Origin of the sequence: Cupriavidus sp. SK-4, from assembly GCF_000611125.1 — a bacterium.
GTDB lineage: Bacteria > Pseudomonadota > Gammaproteobacteria > Burkholderiales > Burkholderiaceae > Cupriavidus > Cupriavidus necator.
On record NZ_JFJW01000027.1, the window covers coordinates 15,507 to 34,209 of the forward strand.

General features: G+C 68.8%; 19 protein-coding genes. 12 read left to right on the top strand and 7 right to left on the bottom strand.

Features of this window, described 5'->3' with window-relative positions; all coding sequences use genetic code 11:
* Positions 1-19 precede the first annotated feature (19 nt).
* A complete protein-coding gene (locus CF68_RS06095) occupies positions 20-1,567 on the top strand; it encodes an acyl-CoA synthetase (RefSeq protein WP_035816765.1) in 1,548 nt (515 codons plus the stop codon).
* Here CF68_RS06095 and CF68_RS06100 read toward each other — a convergent pair.
* Positions 1,564-2,283 carry a glycine zipper 2TM domain-containing protein gene (locus tag CF68_RS06100; RefSeq protein WP_035816767.1) on the bottom strand — a complete coding sequence of 240 codons (720 nt, stop codon included), beginning with the start codon at positions 2,281-2,283 and terminating at the stop codon, positions 1,564-1,566. The genes CF68_RS06095 and CF68_RS06100 overlap by 4 nt on opposite strands.
* Positions 2,284-2,415: 132 nt before the next feature.
* Entirely contained in the window at positions 2,416-2,874 is a 459-nt protein-coding gene (locus CF68_RS06105) for a MarR family winged helix-turn-helix transcriptional regulator (protein ID WP_011616392.1), read from the bottom strand.
* A 239-nt stretch (positions 2,875-3,113) separates the two neighbouring features.
* Here CF68_RS06105 and CF68_RS06110 point away from each other — a divergent pair, with 239 nt between their 5' ends.
* Entirely contained in the window at positions 3,114-3,677 is a 564-nt protein-coding gene (locus CF68_RS06110; RefSeq protein ID WP_035816769.1) for a YggT family protein, read from the top strand.
* Positions 3,678-3,817: 140 nt separating this feature from the next.
* Positions 3,818-4,063 (top strand): hypothetical protein, encoded by a 246-nt coding sequence (locus CF68_RS06115; protein ID WP_035816772.1) that lies wholly within the window; start codon positions 3,818-3,820, stop codon positions 4,061-4,063.
* Positions 4,064-4,116: 53 nt separating this feature from the next.
* Here the strand turns inward: CF68_RS06115 and CF68_RS06120 are convergent, their stop codons facing one another.
* Positions 4,117-5,097 carry a LysR family transcriptional regulator gene (locus CF68_RS06120; RefSeq protein WP_035816773.1) on the bottom strand — a complete coding sequence of 327 codons (981 nt, stop codon included), beginning with the start codon at positions 5,095-5,097 and terminating at the stop codon, positions 4,117-4,119.
* A 61-nt stretch (positions 5,098-5,158) separates the two neighbouring features.
* On the opposite strand from CF68_RS06120, the gene CF68_RS06125 reads away from it, so the two are divergent.
* Both CF68_RS06125 and CF68_RS06130 read left to right on the top strand, forming a co-directional pair.
* Positions 5,159-6,760, top strand: a complete 1,602-nt coding sequence (locus tag CF68_RS06125; protein WP_035816774.1) for an MFS transporter — start codon at positions 5,159-5,161, stop codon at positions 6,758-6,760.
* Positions 6,761-6,878: 118 nt separating this feature from the next.
* On the top strand, positions 6,879-7,721 hold the full coding sequence (locus tag CF68_RS06130) for an IclR family transcriptional regulator (RefSeq protein WP_035816775.1): 843 nt from the start codon (positions 6,879-6,881) through the stop codon (positions 7,719-7,721).
* A gap of 15 nt (positions 7,722-7,736) precedes the next feature.
* Here CF68_RS06130 and CF68_RS06135 read toward each other — a convergent pair whose 3' ends face one another.
* Complete coding sequence (locus tag CF68_RS06135; RefSeq protein WP_035816777.1) at positions 7,737-8,558, bottom strand: phytanoyl-CoA dioxygenase family protein; 822 nt, start codon at positions 8,556-8,558, stop codon at positions 7,737-7,739.
* 254 nt (positions 8,559-8,812) lie between these two features.
* On the opposite strand from CF68_RS06135, the gene CF68_RS06140 reads away from it, so the two are divergent.
* From CF68_RS06140 to CF68_RS06160, 5 genes are all read left to right on the top strand, one after another.
* Positions 8,813-9,739, top strand: a complete 927-nt coding sequence (locus tag CF68_RS06140) for a MoxR family ATPase (protein WP_035816779.1) — start codon at positions 8,813-8,815, stop codon at positions 9,737-9,739.
* A 5-nt stretch (positions 9,740-9,744) separates the two neighbouring features.
* A complete protein-coding gene (locus tag CF68_RS06145) occupies positions 9,745-10,776 on the top strand; it encodes a DUF58 domain-containing protein (RefSeq protein ID WP_035816781.1) in 1,032 nt (343 codons plus the stop codon).
* Positions 10,773-12,743 carry a DUF3488 and DUF4129 domain-containing transglutaminase family protein gene (locus CF68_RS06150; RefSeq protein ID WP_035816782.1) on the top strand — a complete coding sequence of 657 codons (1,971 nt, stop codon included), beginning with the start codon at positions 10,773-10,775 and terminating at the stop codon, positions 12,741-12,743. The genes CF68_RS06145 and CF68_RS06150 overlap by 4 nt, the downstream gene beginning before the upstream one ends.
* A 101-nt stretch (positions 12,744-12,844) precedes the next feature.
* A complete protein-coding gene (locus CF68_RS06155) occupies positions 12,845-13,333 on the top strand; it encodes a MarR family winged helix-turn-helix transcriptional regulator (protein WP_035816783.1) in 489 nt (162 codons plus the stop codon).
* Positions 13,330-14,925: an MFS transporter gene (locus CF68_RS06160; protein ID WP_200872527.1), complete on the top strand. Its 1,596-nt coding sequence runs from the start codon at positions 13,330-13,332 to the stop codon at positions 14,923-14,925. Before CF68_RS06155 ends, CF68_RS06160 begins: the two co-directional genes overlap by 4 nt.
* A 153-nt stretch (positions 14,926-15,078) precedes the next feature.
* Here CF68_RS06160 and CF68_RS06165 read toward each other — a convergent pair whose 3' ends face one another.
* Entirely contained in the window at positions 15,079-15,411 is a 333-nt protein-coding gene (locus CF68_RS06165) for a hypothetical protein (RefSeq protein WP_035816784.1), read from the bottom strand.
* A 260-nt stretch (positions 15,412-15,671) separates the two neighbouring features.
* Positions 15,672-17,138 carry a DegQ family serine endoprotease gene (locus tag CF68_RS06170; protein WP_035816786.1) on the bottom strand — a complete coding sequence of 489 codons (1,467 nt, stop codon included), beginning with the start codon at positions 17,136-17,138 and terminating at the stop codon, positions 15,672-15,674.
* Positions 17,139-17,319: 181 nt separating this feature from the next.
* On the opposite strand from CF68_RS06170, the gene CF68_RS06175 reads away from it, so the two are divergent.
* On the top strand, positions 17,320-17,796 hold the full coding sequence (locus tag CF68_RS06175) for a MarR family winged helix-turn-helix transcriptional regulator (RefSeq protein ID WP_035816788.1): 477 nt from the start codon (positions 17,320-17,322) through the stop codon (positions 17,794-17,796).
* A gap of 46 nt (positions 17,797-17,842) precedes the next feature.
* Positions 17,843-18,265 (top strand): organic hydroperoxide resistance protein, encoded by a 423-nt coding sequence (locus CF68_RS06180; protein WP_035816790.1) that lies wholly within the window; start codon positions 17,843-17,845, stop codon positions 18,263-18,265.
* Positions 18,266-18,334: 69 nt separating this feature from the next.
* Here the strand turns inward: CF68_RS06180 and CF68_RS06185 are convergent, their stop codons facing one another.
* A complete protein-coding gene (locus tag CF68_RS06185; RefSeq protein ID WP_035816791.1) occupies positions 18,335-18,610 on the bottom strand; it encodes a GIY-YIG nuclease family protein in 276 nt (91 codons plus the stop codon).
* Between the last annotated feature and the right edge of the window lie 93 nt (positions 18,611-18,703).

Genomic DNA, 18,703 nt, shown 5'->3' on the forward strand with positions numbered 1-18,703 from the left:
TAACAATGGAGACCACACCATGCAGTCAGAGCAGCAGCGCGCCCTGCGCAACACCATCCCCGACGCCATTGCCCGCGCCGTGCGGCGCAGCCCGGGCAAGACCGCTATCCGCTTCGGCGACCGGGCCTGGACCTACCGCCAGCTGGATGAGGCCGCGGCCCGCGTGGCCGGCGCGCTGGCGCAATGGGGCCTGCGCCCCGGCGACCGCGTGGCCGCCTTCGGCAAGAACTCAGACGCCTATGTGCTGCTGTGGCTGGCCTGCCTGCGCAGCGGCCTGATCCATGTGCCGGTCAATTTCTCGATGACGCACGCGGAAGCCGAGTACATCGTCACGCAATCGGGCGCCAGCGCGATCTTTGCCGATCCGGCGCTGGCCGACCGCGTCGAGGGCCTGCCCTGCAAGGTCAGCGGCACGCTGCACGGCGGCAAGGTGCGCGATGTCCTGGCCGCCGCCGCCAGCGGCCCCGCCGCACCGGTGTCCGATTCGCTCACCGACACCACGCCTGCGCAGATCCTGTACACCTCGGGCACCACCTCCGCCCCCAAGGGTGCCGTGCTGACCCATCGCGCGCTGCTGGCCGAATACGTCAGCACCATCGCCGCCTGCGATATCCGCGAATCGGACTACTCGCTGGCCGCGCTGCCGCTGTACCACTCGGCGCAGATGCATGTGTTCCTGATGCCGCTGCTGCTGTGCGGCGGCACCACGCTGATCGCCGACAGCCCCGAGGCCGGCTATTGCCTGCGCACTGTCCACGCCGAGGGCATCACCAGCTTCTTTGCGCCGCCCACGGTGTGGATCGCGCTGCTGCGCCATGCGGACTTCGATCCGGCGCGGCTGGGGTCGCTGACCAAGGCCTACTACGGGGCCTCGATCATGCCGGTGCCGGTGCTGCTGGAGCTGCAGCAGAAGCTGCCGGCACTGCGTTTCTACAACTGCTACGGCCAGAGCGAGATCGGGCCGCTGGCCACGGTGCTGGGGCCCGACGAGCATGCCGGGCGCCCGGCGTCCGCCGGCCGGCCGGTGCTGAACGTCGAGACCCGCATCGTCGACGAGACCATGCAGGACGTGGCGCCTGGCGAGTTGGGCGAGATCGTGCATCGCTCGCCGCAACTGCTAACGGAATACTGGGACAAGCCCGAACAGACCGCTGAAGCCTTCACCGGCGGCTGGTTCCATTCCGGCGACCTCGGCTATATGGATGCCGAGGGCTACCTGTACGTGGTGGACCGGATCAAGGACGTGATCAATTCAGGCGGCGTGCTGGTATCGAGCCGCGAGGTGGAAGAGTGCCTGTACACCCACGGCGCCGTGGCCGAGGCAGCGGTGTTCGCGCTGCCGCACCCGAAGTGGGTCGAGGCAGTGGCCGCCTGCGTGGTGCGCAAGCGCGGCCATGAAGACGCCGCCGAGGAAGAGCTGATCGCCCATGCGCGCCAGGCGCTGGCGCCGTTCAAGGTGCCCAAGCGCATCGTGTTCGTCGCGGACCTGCCGCGCAACACGGCGGGCAAGCTGCTCAAGCGCCAGCTGCGCGAGGACTACGCGCAGCTGTTCGGCACGCAGGCCTAATACGGCACGGCTACGCCGTTCTCGACCTTGACGCGGTCGCCGATGCGCATCTGGTAGGCGTTGGACTGCGTCAGCGTCAGGTAGGCGTTGTCGCTGGTGCGCACGCGCACGCGGTAGGCTGCGGCAGAGGAGCCGGTGCGCTTCTCGACCTCGTTGCCGGCCACCGCGCCTGCCACGGCGCCGCCGATGGTGGCCACTGTATTGCCGCGGCCGCCGCCGACCTGGTGGCCCAGCAGCCCGCCCACTATGCCCCCGACCACGGCGCCCGCGCCGCTGGTCGAAGGCGGCTGTCCGGGCACCACCTCGATCGCCTCGACCCAGCCGTAGCGCACGCCGTAGGCCTGGTTGCCATGGTTGTTGCCATAGCTGCCGTCCGGATATGACTGCTGCGGATACGGCTGCTGCGGGTGGGAAGACTGCGGGTATTCCTGCTGGGGATAGCCTTGCTGCGGGTAACCCTGTTGCGGATACCCTTGCTGCGGATACCCCTGCGGGTAGCCCGATGCCTGCGGGTAGCCCTGCTGCGCCGGGTAGCCGCTGATGGTGGTGCTGCCGCCATAACCGCTGCTGCCATAGCCGCTGCTGTTATAGCCACCACCGTAGCTGCCGCCGTACCCTCCGCCATAGCCGTTGTCGTAGCCATACGGCGTGGCACACCCGGCCAGCGCACCGGCGCCAAGCACCGCAAGCACAACCGAACGAAGGGGGATGGACATGTCAGGACTCCTGCGCGCTGCGCGTGTTGGGGAATGCGCGCGAGTCTAGGGCCGCCGGCGGCCAGCGGGTGTCACCGGAACTTGTGATTGGTAACTGCCTGTAACCGGCTGGCAGTGCTGGCCTGCCGGGGCTCAAGCGCGCTCGGCGCCGTCGTCGTTGAACTGGGTGATGCGGGCCACGCGGAAAGCGCCGCGCAGCGATTCCAGCTCGGTCCGGTGCAGCATCGCCAGGCGGTTCAGGTAGCGCTCGCCCTTGGCCAGCAGGTGCACCTGCACCACGCGGCGGTCCTCGGGGTTGAGCCGGCGCCTGACCAGCCCCGCCGCCTCACAGCGGTTGACCAGCGCCACCACGCCGTGCTGCTTGGCCTGCAGCCGTTCCGCCAGTTCGCCGATCGAGGCCCAGTCCTTGTCGGCACAGCCGCGGATATGCAGCAGCAGCAGGTATTGCTGCACGGTCAGCCCCTCCGCGCGCGCCGCATCTTCGGAAAACCGCAGGAAGCGCCGCAACTGGTAGCGGAAATCCGAGAGCGCCTCGAAGTCGGCCTTGGTAAGCGATGTGGATTTCCGGGACGGGGCGGACTTGCTGGGCATAAGGTGGCGAAAAAGCGCAAAGGAGGATGAAAGCGCAGGAACAACGCGCAAGACCACGGGAGCGCGGCCGGTCCCGCAACCGGGGCGCACGCAATTATAGGGGCCGTGCACCGCGCCGCCAGCACAAACCTGTCCGCCAGGTCGCGTGCCCGGGCGCACAGTTGCATCGTGCCGGCGTCCGGCTATGGCAGAATCTGTGCGGTTGCAGACACCTTCACCCGTCACCGGAAAACGCACCGATGTTCTCGGAAATCGCTCTCTTCCTGCTGGATACCGTCTTCACCCTGTTCGGCATGGCGCTGTTGCTGCGCGTGTGGATGCAGCTCACGCGGCTGCCTACGCGCAATGCGGTCTCCCAGGGGGTGTTCCAGATCACCGACTGGCTGGTGCGCCCGCTGCGCCGGATCATTCCCGGGGTGGGCGGCATCGACTGGGCCACGGTGGTGGGCGCATGGCTGACCGCGATGGTGTTCCTGGTGCTGGTCGCGCTGATCAGCGGCATCGACTTGCTGGGCTTCCTCCCGGCCATGCTGCTGACCGCCCTGCTCTATGTGCTGAAATGGGCGATCAGCCTGGTGATGTGGGTCACGCTGCTGATGGCGATCCTGTCGTGGGTCAACCCGCATTCGCCGATCACCCCGGCCATCGACCACCTGACCGCGCCGGTGCTGCGCCCGATCCAGCGCGTGGTGCCGCGCCTGGGCGGCTTCGATGTATCGCCGCTGGTGCTGTTCGTGATCGCGCAGATCCTGCTGATGGTGATCGCGCGGCTGGGCGCCAGCATCTTCGGCATGCATTACTGAGCCAGCGGCGGCTCGGCACATTGTCCAGAACTTTGGACAGTGTGTCGAGAATTGACCCTTTTTCTGCTCAGTGTGAAGTCCTACATTACAGGCATCGTGGCGCTTCCGCCACGCATCCTGCCTGAGAAGGACCACACACCATGAAGACCATCGCCCAACGCCGCAGCCTGGCGCTTTCCCTGCTGTGCGCCGCCAGCCTGTCGTTTGCCGCGGCCGCTGCCCACGCCTCCGAACCCGTTTCCGACATCGCCCGCCTGGATGGCAGCATCGCCCACGCCAGCAAGGCTGATCCGTTCCTGGACGGCGCCAGGCTGGGCAAGGCCGACCCGTTCACTGACGGCGCCAAGACCACCGACCGTCGCGACGCGTTCACCGACGGCGCCTGAGTCCCTGCCCCTCCCCTTGCCACGGCCCCGGCCGTGGCGGCCCGCCAGCGCCCTCAACCCGCCGGGCGGGCCTCTCCTTCAGCCTGCCCGCTCGCGGCTGCTTCCGCCCCCATCCCCCCGTCCAGGCCCGCCTCGGGCTCCAGCTCGGACACCATCATCGATTCGATCGCTTCCATGAAGGCCCGCACCTTGCGCGGCTGCAGCCGCCGGTCCGGCAGCAGCGCGAACACGCGCAGCGGCGGCAGCGGGTAGTCCGGCAGCACGCGCACCAGCCGCCCTTGCGCGATCTCGGCCTCGCAATAAATGACCGACAGCCGGGCAATGCCCAGCCCCGCCAGCGCGCCCTGCAGCCGCAGTTCGGCGTTGTGGGTCTGCATGCGCGGACGGATCGGCACGGACACGGTCTGGCCGTCGCGGGTGAATTCCCAGACGGTGTCGCCGGGCGTGGTCAGCGTCGGCATATTGGCCAGGTCTTCCGGGCGCAACTGCGCCGGCAGGCTGGCCGCCAGCGCCGGCGCGGCAAACAGACCGCGCTCGACGTGGTAGATGCGGCGCGCCACCGTGCCGGAGTCCGGCAGGTCGGTATCGACGACGACGAAGGCCACGTCAAACCCGTCGCGGATCGGGTCGACCAGGCCCTGGGTGATTTCCACGGCCACGTCCAGGGCCGGGTGCGCGGCCAGCGTGCGGCAAATCACGCCACCCAATTGCTGGGCGCCGAACTCATAGGGTGTGGCGATGCGCAGCACGCCCTGCACGCGCTCTTCACGCGCCAGCGTTTCCTGGCGGATTTCGCGCAGGCGCGCAAACAACGGGGCGACATCGCGGTAGACCGCCTTGCCAGCATCCGTGAGGCGCATGCGCCGCGTAGTACGCTCCAGCAGCTTGGCGCCGATGGCGGTTTCCAGCCGCGCCACCGCGGCCGAGACGCGCGACTTGGGGCAGTCCAGCTGCTCCGCCGCGGCCGTGAACGTCCCCTGCTCGACCACGCAGCAGAACGCCTCCCAATCATTCCATTGGATTGTTTCGTTCACCGGACAATGTTTCCCTGACAAGCTGTAGTTCCCGACGGCAGGCCTACATTATGCTTGAGCGATGCAACAAACGCCTGTCCCCGCTGGACCGGACGCCTCAGCCCCCGCAGTTCCAGCAGCCCTAGCCCCCGCCGCCCCCACACCCCAGCGCCCGCGCATGCAACTCGCCAGTCACCCGGAAATGGGTCACTGGCGTCTTTCATTGTTCGGCCTGACGCTCGGGCTGGTGACCGGCATCGACTTCTCTTCCACGCTGATGATGGGCGTGGCCAGCCAGCATATCCAGGGCGGCGTCGGTGCCGCGCCGGAAGATTATCTGTACGCGATCTCGGCCTACGCGGCCACCGCGGTGCTGATGAACATGGTGCTCGACCAGGTCGCGCGCCGCACCACCTACAAGCGCTTCACCATGGGGTCGCTGCTAGTGTTCATCCTGGGCTCACTGATCTGCGCCGAGTTTGCCAGCCCCACCGGGCTGGTCACCGGCAAGGCGGTGCAGGGGCTGGGTGCCGGCGGCCTGTTCGCGGCCTCGCGCATCCTGGTGCAACTGGTGTCGACGCCGGCCGAGCGCGGCCCGCTGATGCTGCGCTTCGGCGGCGGCGCATTCTCGATGCTGGCCATCACGCCCTGGCTGACCAGCATCTTCCTGGACGATATCGGCTGGCGCGCGGTGTTCCTGTTCCAGGCCGGCATTGCCCTGCCGGTGCTGCTGTCGGTGGCGCTGACCTACCCGACCCGCGCGCCGCGCGACCCGCATCCGCCGGTATCGACACTGGACTGGCCCGCCGCTATCGCCGCCGCGCTGGGCGCGCTGGTGTTCCTGCACACCCTGCAGGAGATGCGCTACACGCGCTTCTTCAGCTCGCTGGAAATGCCGTTGGCCGCGCTGTGCGGGCTGGCACTGTTCGCCTTCAGCGGCTGGCGGCTGTATCGCCATCCGGACCCGTGGATCGACTTCTCGCGACTGGCCGGGCGCCAGTACCTGTACGGGCTGGGCTTCTACACGCTGTACTACCTGCTCTCGTCGGCCTGGTCGTTCCTGCTGCCCTCGCTTACGCAGACCGGGCTGGGGCTGACCTTCCGCACCACCTGCATGCTGTTGTCGACCAGCGGCACGGTGTCGACAATCGGCGCCATCGTCATCACGCTGGGCATGGCACTGGTGTTCCGCAAGCGGCGCGTGATTGCCATCGGCTTTGTCGTCTACGCCTGCGCGGCGATGCTGCTGTCGCAGCAGCTGATGCCAGGCGCGCCGGATTACGCGCTGGTGCCGGTGGTGCTGCTTGAAGGGCTGACGCCGGTGCTGCTGATGGTGCAGGTGGCGTCGATGACTTACCTGGAAGTGCCGGTCGAGGACTTCTCGCACGCCTACCAGTTCAAGAACGTGTGCAAGCAGATTGCCTCGGCCATGGGCACGGGCCTGGCCAGCGTGTTCATGCAGGACGGCCTGGCGCAGCACCGCACCCACCTGGTGGAGCACATCACGCGCTACAACCCGGTGCTGCAGGCGCCGGATGCGCTCTCGGCAACGAGCCTGGCCAAAATCTCGCTGGAAGTCGACCGGCAGGCCACGCTGCTGGCCGGCATGGACATGCTGCACGGCTTTGCCGTGTTGTGCGTGGTGGCGGCGGTGTTCGTGCTGGCGCAGCGCAGCTTCCGGTAACCCACCCACGCGCCGGGCGCCAGGCCATGTCCGGGGCCGGTACTGGCGCAATCCCGGCATTTCCTCTACCCTTTCGGCCTTTCCGTGCCAATCCGGCGAACCGCGCCGGGCTACGCAAATGGCCAGCCCCACCGATTCCCGCCAGAACCCGCCGCAAGCACCGCAGACCGCCGACAGCGCCGCCGCCACGCCCGAAAAGCCGAGCGACAGCTATGTGCAGTCCTTTGCACGCGGGCTGTCGGTCATCCGGGCCTTCAACGCGCAGCACCCGGCCCAGACGCTGACCGAGATCGCCCAGGCCAGCGGCCTGACGCGCGCCGGCGCGCGCCGCATCCTGCTGACGCTGGTGGGATTGGGCTACGTGCAGGCCGACGGCCGCCTGTTCCGGCTGACGCCCAAGATCCTGGACCTGGGCTTCGCCTACCTGACCTCGATGCCGTTCTGGAACCTGGCCGAGCCGATCATGGAGACGCTGTCGCAGCAGGTGCATGAAAGCTGCTCGATCTCGGTGCTGGACGGCACCGAGATCGTCTACGTGCTGCGCGTGCCGGCGCGCAAGATCATGACCATCAACCTGTCGATCGGCAGCCGCCTGCCGGCCTATTGCTCGTCGATGGGGCGGGTGCTGCTGGCCGGCCTGGCCGAGCCCGAGCTCGACAGCGTGCTGCGCGCCACCGAACTGCGCGCGCGCACTGGCCGCACCGTCACCGACGTGGATGCACTCAAGGCCATCGTCGCCGACATCCGCAAGCGCGGCTGGGCGCTCAACGACCAGGAGCTGGAAGAAGGGCTGGTGTCACTGGCCGCGCCGATCCGCAACCGCGCCGGCCACACCATCGCCGCCATCAATATCAGCGGCCAGGCCAACCGCACCAGCGCGCAGGAGATGCTGGAGCGTTTCCTGCCGCCGCTGCTGGAAGCTTCGGAGAAGATTTCCGGGCTGGTCGGGCTGCGCACCTGAGCGCAGCCGCGGGGATCAGACTGCCGCGGGCAGCTCCACGCTGCCGAACTCGGCAGAGCGCGTGCCATCCAGCGGCCGGTTGCTGGCCCCGAAATACGCAAACGCCACTGACAGCTTGACCGCGTTGGACGCATTGCGGCCGGCCGCATGGAACAGCCGGCTGTCGAAGAACAGCACGTCGCCGCGGTGCAGCGCCAGCGGCTGCGCGGCATCCAGCAGGGGCTGGCTGGCCGGGTGGGCTTCGATCAGGAATTCGGCCGGGTCCAGCTGGCCCGGCTCCAGCTTCGCCTGGTGCGAGCCCGGGATGACGCGCAGCACGCCATTGCGCTCATCCTCGTCGCCCAGCGCCAGCCACACCGTCACCAGTTCCGGCCGGGCAAACGACCAGTAGCGCGTATCGCGGTGCCAGCCGGTCTGGCTGCCATAGTGCGGATGCTTGGTCATCACGCAGTTGTGGTGCGCCAGCGTGATGCGGGCGGGCTCGCCCAGCAGCGCCTGCACCAGCGCCACCAGCTTCGGGTTGCTGGCCCAATGACGGAAGACCTCGTCGCGCCCGTAGGCCTGGCGCAGCCGCCTGACCGTGCCGCCGCCGGCGGCATCGCGCGCGGCCGGCGCACCGGGATAGCCCAGGTCGGCCTCGAACTCCACCGGCGGCACCGCCGCCGCCAGGTGCTCACGCGTTACCGCCTCCAGCGCCGCGCACGCCGGCTCATCGGCAAAGCCGCGCAGGATCACGAAACCGTTGGCGTGGAAGGCCTGCACCAGGCGCGGCAGCGCGCCGGCATCGGCAGACAGGACGGAAGAAGGCAGGTCGGCGCAGGGGTCCAGCGAGGTCATTGCAGCAGGCGCGGCACAGGCAGCGGAAAGAGGAATGGGAAGGGCCGCGGTGGCCCGACAGGCTCATGATGCCAGAACCGGCGCGATCTGGCGCAGGCGCTGCACCATAACCATGCAGACAGCGCCGGGGCATCCACTGTCTCCGTACGGAAACAGACGGTGCCGCGTGCCGCCCGCGCCGCTACAATGCGCTGGTCTTCACCCGATATTCCCCACATCCACCCGCTTTTTCCATCTTTGCGCCGAGGTCCAACGTGACAGCTCGCCCACGCATCGTCGCTTCGCTGTCCGAGGCCCAGGCCCAGCTGGGCCGCATCGTTCTTGGCAAGCCGCAGCAGGTGCGGCTGGCGCTGGCCTGCATGCTGGCACGCGGCCATCTGCTGCTGGAAGACGTGCCCGGCGTCGGCAAGACCACGCTGGCCCATGCGCTGGCGCGCACGCTCGGGCTTCAATACCAGCGCGTGCAGTTCACCAGCGACCTGCTGCCGGCCGACCTGATCGGAGTTTCCGTCTTTGTCCGCGACGCAGGCGAGTTCCGCTTCCATCGCGGCCCGGTGTTCGCACAGGTGGTGCTGGCCGACGAGATCAACCGCGCGCCGCCCAAGACCCAGAGCGCGCTGCTCGAGGCCATGGCCGAGGGGCAGGTGACCCATGACGGCACCACGCACGCGCTGCCGTCGCCGTTTTTCGTGATCGCCACGCAGAACCCGCTGGAGCAGATCGGCACGCATGCCTTGCCCGAATCGCAGCTGGACCGCTTCACCATGCGGCTGTCGCTCGGCTACCCCGACCCCGCCTTCGAGCGCGTGCTGTACCTGGGCGGCGCCAGCGCGCCGGAACTGCCGCCGGTGATGGATGGCAGCCAGGTGCTGGCGCTGCAGGAGGCTGCCGCACAGGTGTACGCCAGCCCGTCGCTGGTGGACTACGTGCTGGCGCTGGTGCAGGCCACGCCCAGCCACGGCGGCTTTGCCGCGGGGCTGTCGCCGCGCGCGGGGCTGGCGCTGCTGGCCTGCGCGCGCGCCTGGGCCCTGCTGGCGCAGCGCAACATGGTGCTGCCGGAAGATGTGCAGGCGGTCTTCACCGCGGTGGCCGCGCACCGGCTGCTGCCCGCCGGCGCGGGCGGCCACGCGGCCGTTGCCGGCGAGCTGGCCGCGCTGCAGGCTGGCGTGGCTATTCCCTGAAGGCCATGGCGGCGCGCAAAAGCGTGCTCCGCGGCGCGCCGGTCATGGCTCAGCGCCGCACGGCGGGCCGGCGCCCGAGCGGCGGAACCGGCGGCACGCTGCTGCTGGATCGCCGCCACCTCTATATCCTGCCCACCCGCGGCGGCCTCGGCTTTGCGGTCGTGCTGGCAGCGATGCTGCTGACTTCGCTGAACTACAACATCAGCCTGGGCTTTGCGCTGACCTTCCTGCTGGCCGGCATCGGCATGGCCTGCATGTGGCTGGCCTACCGCAACCTGCTCGACCTCGCCGTGGCCGCGGGCCCGGCGGCGCCGGCCCATGCCGGGCAGGATGCCGTGTTCCAGCTGCGCATCGACAACCGCGATGCCGACGCGCGCATCGGCATCGAGGCGCGCGTGCCGACGCTGCCAAACGTGGCAACCGCCATGCTGACGCTCGATGGCAGCGCCAGCGGCATGCTCGTCCTGCACGTGCCAACCGCGCGCCGGGGCCGGCTGGTGCTGCCGCGCGTGGCAATCGCCAGCCGCTTTCCGTTCGGGCTGTTCCGGGTCTGGAGCTATGCGGACCTGGACCTGTCGACGCTGGTCTATCCCGCCCCGGAGCCCGATGCCCCGCCACCGCCCACCGCATATCGGCCCGACCATGGCGACGCCGCGCACACGGCCGCCAGCGCGGCAAGCAGCGACGACGGCATCGACCAGCTGCGCCGCTACCGCAGCGGCGACCCGCTGCACCGCATCGCCTGGAAGCACAGCGCGCGCACCGGCCGCTGGCTCAGCCGCGCCGGCGATCCGCCGCAGCAGCCGGCCCGCTGGCTGGACTGGCACGCACTCCCCGCCGGTATGGAAGCGGAAGCGCGGCTGTCGCGCCTGTGCGCGTGGCTGCTGGCCGCCGGTGACGATGCCGAGATCGGCCTGCGCCTGCCCGGCGTTGAACTGCCGCCGGCGCGCGGCGCCAGCCACCGGCGCGCCTGCCTGGAAGCGCTGGCGTTATGGCCGCAACGGCCCGCGGCCCACCGCGCCGGAGACCGGGTGTGAAACCCGTCGCGCGGCCGCTGCGGCATGACGACCATGGACTGCTGCTGGGCCAGCTGGCGCTGGTGCTGGCGCCGCAGGCGCGCACGCTGCCGGTGGCGGTCAGCCTGCTGCTGGTGCTGCTGCTGGGCTGGCGCTGGCTGCTGTGGCGGCGACGGGCGCCGCTGCCTTCGCGCTGGATGCTCGGCATCACCGCGGTCATGGTGCTGCTGGTGGCCAGCGCGCTGGTGTGGCAAGACGGCGGCGGCATGGGGCGCGAGCTCGCGGTGGCGCTGCTGGGCGCCTTTGTCATCCTCAAGCTGCTGGAATGCCGCGCGCTGTCGGACGCGACGCTGGTCACGCAGCTGTCGTTCTACCTGCTGCTGACGCTGTACCTGTCCGACCAGCCGTTCTGGCTGGCGCTGTACAGCCTGGCGATCGGCGCCTGGGTGCTGCGCAACTGGCTGCTGCTACACCACCCCGAGGCGCGCAGCCGGCTGGCGATCTGGCCGCTGCTGGGACGCATGGCGCTGCTGGGCCTGCCCTGGGCGCTGGCGCTGTTCGTGCTATTCCCGCGGCTGGAGCACCCGCTGTGGCAACTGCCGCAATCGGCGCCGCGCGGCACCACCGGCATCAGCGACACCATGCGGCCGGGCAGCGTCGGGCAGCTGATCCGTTCGCCGGAAGTCGCCCTGCGTGCCGAGGTCGCCGGCTCGCCGCTGCCCGCGGCGGCGCTGTACTGGCGTGCGCTGGTGCTGTGGGAATACGACGGCACCACCTGGCACCCGTCGCGGCAGCGACGGCAGCAACTGGCGCCCGCGCCCGCCGCCGGCAACACGAATGGCATCGACATCAGCATCACGCTCGAGCCCAGCCAGCAGCGCTGGCTGTTCGCGCTGGACCGCGGCCAGGCGCTGTCCGCCGGCGTGGATGCCGCCGCCACGCCCGACGGCGAATTCATGGTGCGCCGGCCGGTGGACCAGCGCATCCGCTACCGCACCCATTCCACGCTGTCCCCCGCGCCCGAAGCGCTGACACCTGCCACGCGCCGGCTGGCCCTGAGCCTGCCAGACGGCAATCCGCGCGCCCGTGCGCTGGCCGCCCAATGGGCCGACCGCCATGCCGATCCCGCCGCGCGCGTGCAGGCCGCGCTGCGGCTGTTCGCGGCGGCGCCCTTCGCCTATACGCTGAGCCCGCCGCCGCTGGGCAGCGAACAGGTCGACAGCTTTGTGTTCGACACCCGGCGCGGCTTCTGCGAGCACTACGCCAGCAGCTTCGTCTTCCTGATGCGCGCCGCCGGCGTGCCCGCGCGCGTGGTCACGGGGTACCAGGGTGGTGAGTACAACCCCATCGGCAACCACTACGTGGTGCGCCAATCCGATGCGCATGCCTGGGCCGAGGTCTGGCTCGACGGCCGCGGCTGGGTGCGCGTGGACCCCACCGGCGCCGTCGCGCCGAGCCGCATCGAGCAGGGACTGGATGCGGTGGTGGGCAGCGAGGCCGCGGACTGGCGGCCGTCGCAGCAACCGGCATGGCTGAAGGACCTGCGCTGGGCCTATGAAGGCGTCGTCTACACCTGGCAGCGCTGGGTGCTGCAGTACGACCACGCGCAGCAGCAGCGGCTGCTGCTGGCACTCGGCGCCGGCCTGGGCGCCGGGCAGTTGCTGGCCGGCGTGCTGGGCGCACTGTGCCTGCTGGCGCTGGTGCCGCTATGGCGGCGCCGCGGGCCGGCAGACCCCGTCGATGCGGCCTATGCCCGCTTCTGCGCCCTGCTGGCCCGCCACGGCTGCGAGCGCGCCCAGGCCGAAGGACCGCAAGACTTCGCCTCACGCGCCGGCGCACGGCTGCCGCGCGCGGCCGACGCGATCGCTGCCGTCAGCGCCGCCTATATCGGCTTGCGCTACGGCAACCTGCCGGCCGCGCGCCATGCGCAGGCGCTGGCAGCGATGCGGGCAGGGATTCGCCAGATCGCCGCGGCGTTGCGGCATTAAGCCCCGCCAGCCAGGCCGGCCGGCACGCCCTGTTGGGATTAGCTTCGTTTGATATAATTACATTTGTAACTATATCTAATGTAACCGATCTGCCGCCCGCCATGTCTTTCGAACAACGCATCGACCGCTTCTGCGCCAGCCATCCGGAGGCCCCGCGCGACCTGATCCTGGCCTCCAGGCTGCTGCTGCGCACCGCGCGCCTGCTGCGCGGCCATATCGACCAGGCGCTGGCCCCGTTCGAACTGGACATGAGCCAGTACCTGCTGCTGAGCATGCTTGCCGTCGACGACAACCAGCCCAGCATGCCGTCCGAGCTGGGAACCACGCTGGACGCCACGCGCACGCAGATGACGCGGCTGCTGGACGGCCTGGAAGCGCGCGGGCTGCTGCGCCGGCGGGCGTCGGCCAGCGACCGCCGCAGCCTGGAACTGACCCTGACCCCCGCCGGCCGCCGGCTGCTGGAGCGCGCCGCGCCGGCGGTGCATGCCGCCTACGGCGAGGCCTGGGCGCCGCTCGGCGCGGGCGGCCTGGCCGGCGCCACGCGCGCACTGACCCAGTTGCACCAGACCCTGGAGGGGCTGCAGCCATGAATCCCGGCTCACCCTGGCAGCCGCGGTTGCAGCCCCTGCGGCGATTGCGCGTCAGCATGCGCTGGCTGCGCTGGCTGAGCCACCGGCAGCGCCAGACCCTGCTGATGATGCTGCTGGCGCTGGCCACCGGCGTGGAGTTCCTCGAGAACATCATGTTCGTGTTTGCGTCCAGCCATATCGTCGGCGGCCTCGACGCCGACCCGCGCAGCTTTGCGCTGGTGCAGGCGGCCTACGCGGTGGGCAGCATGCTGATGATCCTGAAGCAGCAATGGCTGTCGCGCCGGTTCGGCTACCGCTACTACCTGACCGGGGCGCTGCTGCTGTTCATGGCGGGCACGGTCGTGGCCGCGACCAGCCATGCGCTGCCGCAGATGGTGGTGGCGCGCTTTATCCAGGGCGTGGGCGGCGGCGCGCTGTTCACCAGCTGCCGCATCCTGGTCAACGTGCTGTTCGGCCCGACGGCGCGCCCGCGCGCCACCCGCATTTTCATGATCGGCATCTTCTCGGCGTCGGCGCTGGGCCCGGCCTTCGCCGCCGAGCTGATCGACCATGGCGTATGGCAAGACGTGTTCTACGGCGTGCTGCCATTCGCCGCGCTGGCCACGCTGGGTGCCTGGCTGCTGCTGCCGGATGCGGAGCCGCGCGCCGATACCGGCGGCCCCGCGCTCGGGCCGCTGCTGCTGTTCGGCGCCGCCATCGTGACCTTGCAGACGGCGCTGACCGAGGCGCGCTTCGACGTGTTCTCGCACCCGCTGCGGCTCGCGCTGGTGGCTGCGGCGGGCCTGGCGCTGCTGGCCGTGTTCCTGTGGCACCAGTGGCACCACAGCGAACCCGTGCTGCACCTGCGCGCACTGCGCCACCCGGTGTACCTGACCGGCCTGGCGATGTACTTCGTGTACTACATGATCAGCAACCTGAGCGGTTACCTGTTCCCGATCTATGCCGAGCAGGCGCTGAAGATTCCGCTGGCCACCACCGGCTGGCTCAACACCTTTGCCGCGCTGGTCAGCCTGGCCGGCATCTTCGTCTACCTGCAGGTGGCGCCGCGCCTGACGCACAAGAAGCCGTTGATGGTGGCCGGCCTGGTGCTGATGGCCGCCACGGCATGGTGGTTCTCGCAGATGCCGCCCGACGCCGGGCCGCCGGCGCTGGCATGGGGGCTGGTCGGCAAGGGGCTGTTCGGCGTGCTGGTGATCATCCCCATTGCCGGGCTGACGTTCCGGGCGCTGGGTCCCGATGAATTCGCCCATGGCTACCGCAGCAAGAACCTGATGCGGCAGGTCGCCAGCTCCTTTGCCTCGGCGCTGGGCGCGGTGCTGCTGCAGAACCGCCAGTTCGCGGTGCACGACAGCCTGCTGCAAGCGGTAGGCCAGCACCCCGCCGAGACCGGACACTGGCTGGCTGCCATGCAGGCGGCATTGGCCGCGCGCGGCTTCGATGCGGCGCAGGCCCACCTGGGCGCGCTAGCGCAACTGAGCGGACTGATCGAGCAGCAGGCCAGGCTGATTGCCTGCGAGGATATCTATCGGCTGATTGCGGTGCTGGCGCTGGGCGCGGCGGCGTACATGCTGCTGCAGCGGCGGCTGGCCTGAAGCCCGCGCGAGCGGCTATGCGCAAGCCGTGCGACGACTGGAACTACTGCGGGACAGACGCGGAATCTTGGGGAGAAGCGAAGGCACCGCGCACGAGGCGATGGCGCGGACGGGTCGCAGTGCCGGCGGACGCGGCACCGGCGAAGTACCTGCTCAGAACAGCGACAGCTGGCGCATGCCGAAACCGATGGTCTCTTCCACGCGCGCACGGGCGTGGGCCAGCGAGCCTTCTGCGCCAGAGTAATTGCCGGCGGCCCAGTGGTAGACCACGGGGATGTCGCCGCGCTCGGACAGGCGCACTTCGCCAAGCTTGTCGCCGCGTTCGTTGCGGTAGAAGTGTGAGCGGTAGCCGCGCTCCCAGTGGGGCGCGACAAGCTTCTTGCGCCGCCGGGGCTTCGGCGCGGAGCCGGCGGTGGACGTCGTGGACGTCAGTCGCCGCGCTCTATCGGTACCCGGCGTGATGGCGCGGGTGAAATCCAACTGCATAGACTTCCTCTTTGTCGATTCAGCAGAACCAGGGTCGGCGGGGGCTGCCGCCGCATGCTTCGTGCATCGCAGTCGAGATAATACCTGCTGGCGCGCTTTCTGTAAGCAGTTCGTTGCGCTGAATCCCGCCTCCGGCAAGGCTTAGCGGGCCGTATACCCGCTTCGTATACGTGTCGGTATACGTCGGGGTATACGGCCCGCGCGGGCAGCAAAGCCTTGCCAGTTAACGGCTTGCGGGCAGTCTGGCGTGCCCGCGGCAATCAGCCCAGGTCGAGCGGAATGAAGATGCGCGCATCGTCGCGCTGCACCAGCAGTGCCACCTGCTTGCCCGATTTCGATACCAGCGACTTGAGCTGCTCGGCCGAGCTGATGGGCGTGCCGTTGAGCGACAGGATCACGTCGCCCGGCTGGATGCCGACGCGCGCGGCGGGACCGGCCACGTCCTCGACCACCAGGCCGCCGTCGATGCCGCTGTCACGCTTCTCCGCCGGCGTGAGCGGTCGCACCGCCAGCCCCAGCCGGCCGCCAGCCTCGTTGCCGCCGCCCTTCTGTGCGACGGCCCGGTCCTTGGCCGTGCCCACCGTCACCGACAGCGTCATCGGCTGGCCCTTGCGGATGATCTTCAGCGAAGTCTGCGTGCCCGGCTTGATATCGGCCACGTGCTCGGGCAGGTCGCCCGAATGGTCGATCACGTCATTGTCCAGCTGCATGATGACGTCGCCGGGCTTCAGGCCAGCGCGCGCGGCCGGGCTGTCGGGCTCGACCGAGTTGACCAGCGCACCGGTGGGCTTGGGCAGCCCGAACGATTGCGCCAGCGCCTGGTTCACCTCCTGCACGCTGATGCCGAGGCGCCCGCGCGTGACCTTGCCATGCGCCACCAGCTGCTGCTGCACCTTGGTGGCCACGTCGATCGGGATCGCGAACGACAGGCCCTGGTAGCCGCCGGTCTGGCTGTAGATCTGCGCGTTGATGCCGACCACCTCGCCGCGCTGGTTGAACAGCGGCCCGCCCGAGTTGCCGGGATTGACGGCAACATCGGTCTGGATGAACGGCACATAGGTATCGTCCGGCAGCGAGCGCGACTTGGCGCTGACGATGCCCGCGGTCACGGTGTTCTCGAAGCCGTAGGGAGAACCGATCGCAAGCACCGGCTCGCCCACGCGCACCCGCGAAGGATCGCCCAGGCGCACGGCCGGCAGGTTCTTGGCGTCGATGCGGATCACGGCCACGTCGGTCTGCGGATCGCTGCCGAGCACCTTGGCCTTGAACTCGCGGCGGTCGGTCAGCTTGACGGTGACCTCCTGCGCGCCGTCGACGACGTGCGCATTGGTCAGGATCAGCCCGTCCGGGCTCACGATAAAGCCCGAGCCCAGTCCGCGCACCAGTTGCTGCTGGCCGCCCTGCGGACCCTGGAACTGCGGCCCGAAACGCTTGAAGAACTGGAACAGCGGATCGTCCGGATCGATGCCCGGCGGCATCTGCGCCGCGGTGCGCTGGGCGCGTGCGGTGACGCTGATATTGACCACGGCAGGCCCGTACTGTGCCACGATGCCGGAGAAATCCGTCGGCGTGGCCACGGCGGCAACCGGCTGCGCAGGCGCGGCGGCTGGCGCAGGTGCCGCGTACCCCGGCGTGATGACTTCCTTCTGCAGATAGGCATAGCCGCCGCCAAGGGCGGCAAGGGCCGCGATACCAACGGCCGTGCGAGCAATGGTCTGGCGCATCATGTGTGGTTCCTTTCCTTGAGCATCAGGCGTCGGCACTTTGCGACGCGACACGGTCATGCTAGCGACCCAGACTTAAAACAAACTTAAGGTTCAGCACAGGCGATGCACGGGCGTATCGAGCACATTTCGGGGAAATGTAAATTTATCTTGCGCACAATCTAATTGCGTCTAATATATCGCCATGGAACGCGACAACGACCCCTCCCCAGACCTGCTGTTACTGGATCGCCAGCTGTGCTTTGCGCTCTATTCGAGCTCACTGGCCATGACCAAGTTGTACAAGCCGCTCTTAAGTGAGCTTGGACTTACTTATCCGCAATATCTGGTGATGCTGGTGTTGTGGGAGACGGAAGCGCTGACGGTCTCGGAACTCGGCGCCCGGCTGGCGCTGGACTCGGGGACGCTGACGCCGCTGTTGAAGCGGCTGGAAACGGCGCGGCTGGTCACGCGCACACGTGACGCAGCCGACGAACGGCGGGTGCTGGTCAGCCTGACCGCTTCCGGCCGCGCGTTACGCCTGCGTGCTGAGCGTATTCCTGAACAGATGTTGTGCGCCACGCAGTGCCCGGTCGAGGAGATCCAGGCCCTGACGCAGCGCCTGCATGCACTGCGGTCGTCGCTTGAACAAGCGCGGACCGATTCCAGCCTGCCGGACTGACGGCAAGCATTGATACGCCCTCTCGGGCAACAAACCGGAGCCTTAGATGAAACTCGAAAAAGTCGTTTATACCGCCCATGCCCCCGCCGCCGGCGGCCGTGACGGCCGTGCCATCACGTCCGATGGCCAGCTCGACGCCAAACTGGCCGTGCCCAAGGAAATGGGCGGCGCCGGCAACGGCCTGAATCCGGAACAGCTCTTTGCAGCCGGCTATTCGGCCTGCTTCCTGGGCGCCATGCGCTACGTGGCTGGCCAACAGAAGATCGCCGTGCCCGCCGATGCCACGATCGAAGGCGCGGTCGGCATCGGCCCGATCCCGCAAGGCTTCGGCATCCAGGTCGAACTGAAGATCTCGCTGCCGGGCTTCGAGCGCGAGGCTGCCGAAAAGCTGGTCGAACAGGCGCACCAGGTGTGCCCCTACTCGAACGCAACTCGCGGCAATATCGACGTGACGCTGACTGTGGTCTGACCCTGCAGGCATGGAAAAGGCCGGTATCGTGAAGGCGATACCGGCCTTGTTGTTTTGTCGCCCTGCCGTCTACTGATCCGGCTCGGCCGGCAGTTGCGCGCAAAATGCGCGCTTCTGCGTCGAACTCAGGCGCTTGATCTCGATTTCCGCCTTCAACGCTTCGGATTTCGTCTCGAAGCGCAATTGGCCCAGGACGCGTATGGGCTTGCGCGATCGCGTGTATTTGGCGCCTTTTCCGGACAGATGCTCGGCGAAGCGCCGGGCAACGTCGGTCGTGATTCCGGTGTAGATGGAATCGCCGGTGCATTCGAGCAGATAGAGATACCAGGCGCTGTCAGCCGACATGGATGGGTAATGGGGGATTCAGCGGTAATGGTATTACGCCGGAGCGGCGACGGCGAGCCAATGCATTTCGGCCGCGCCAAAGCAAAAACCCCC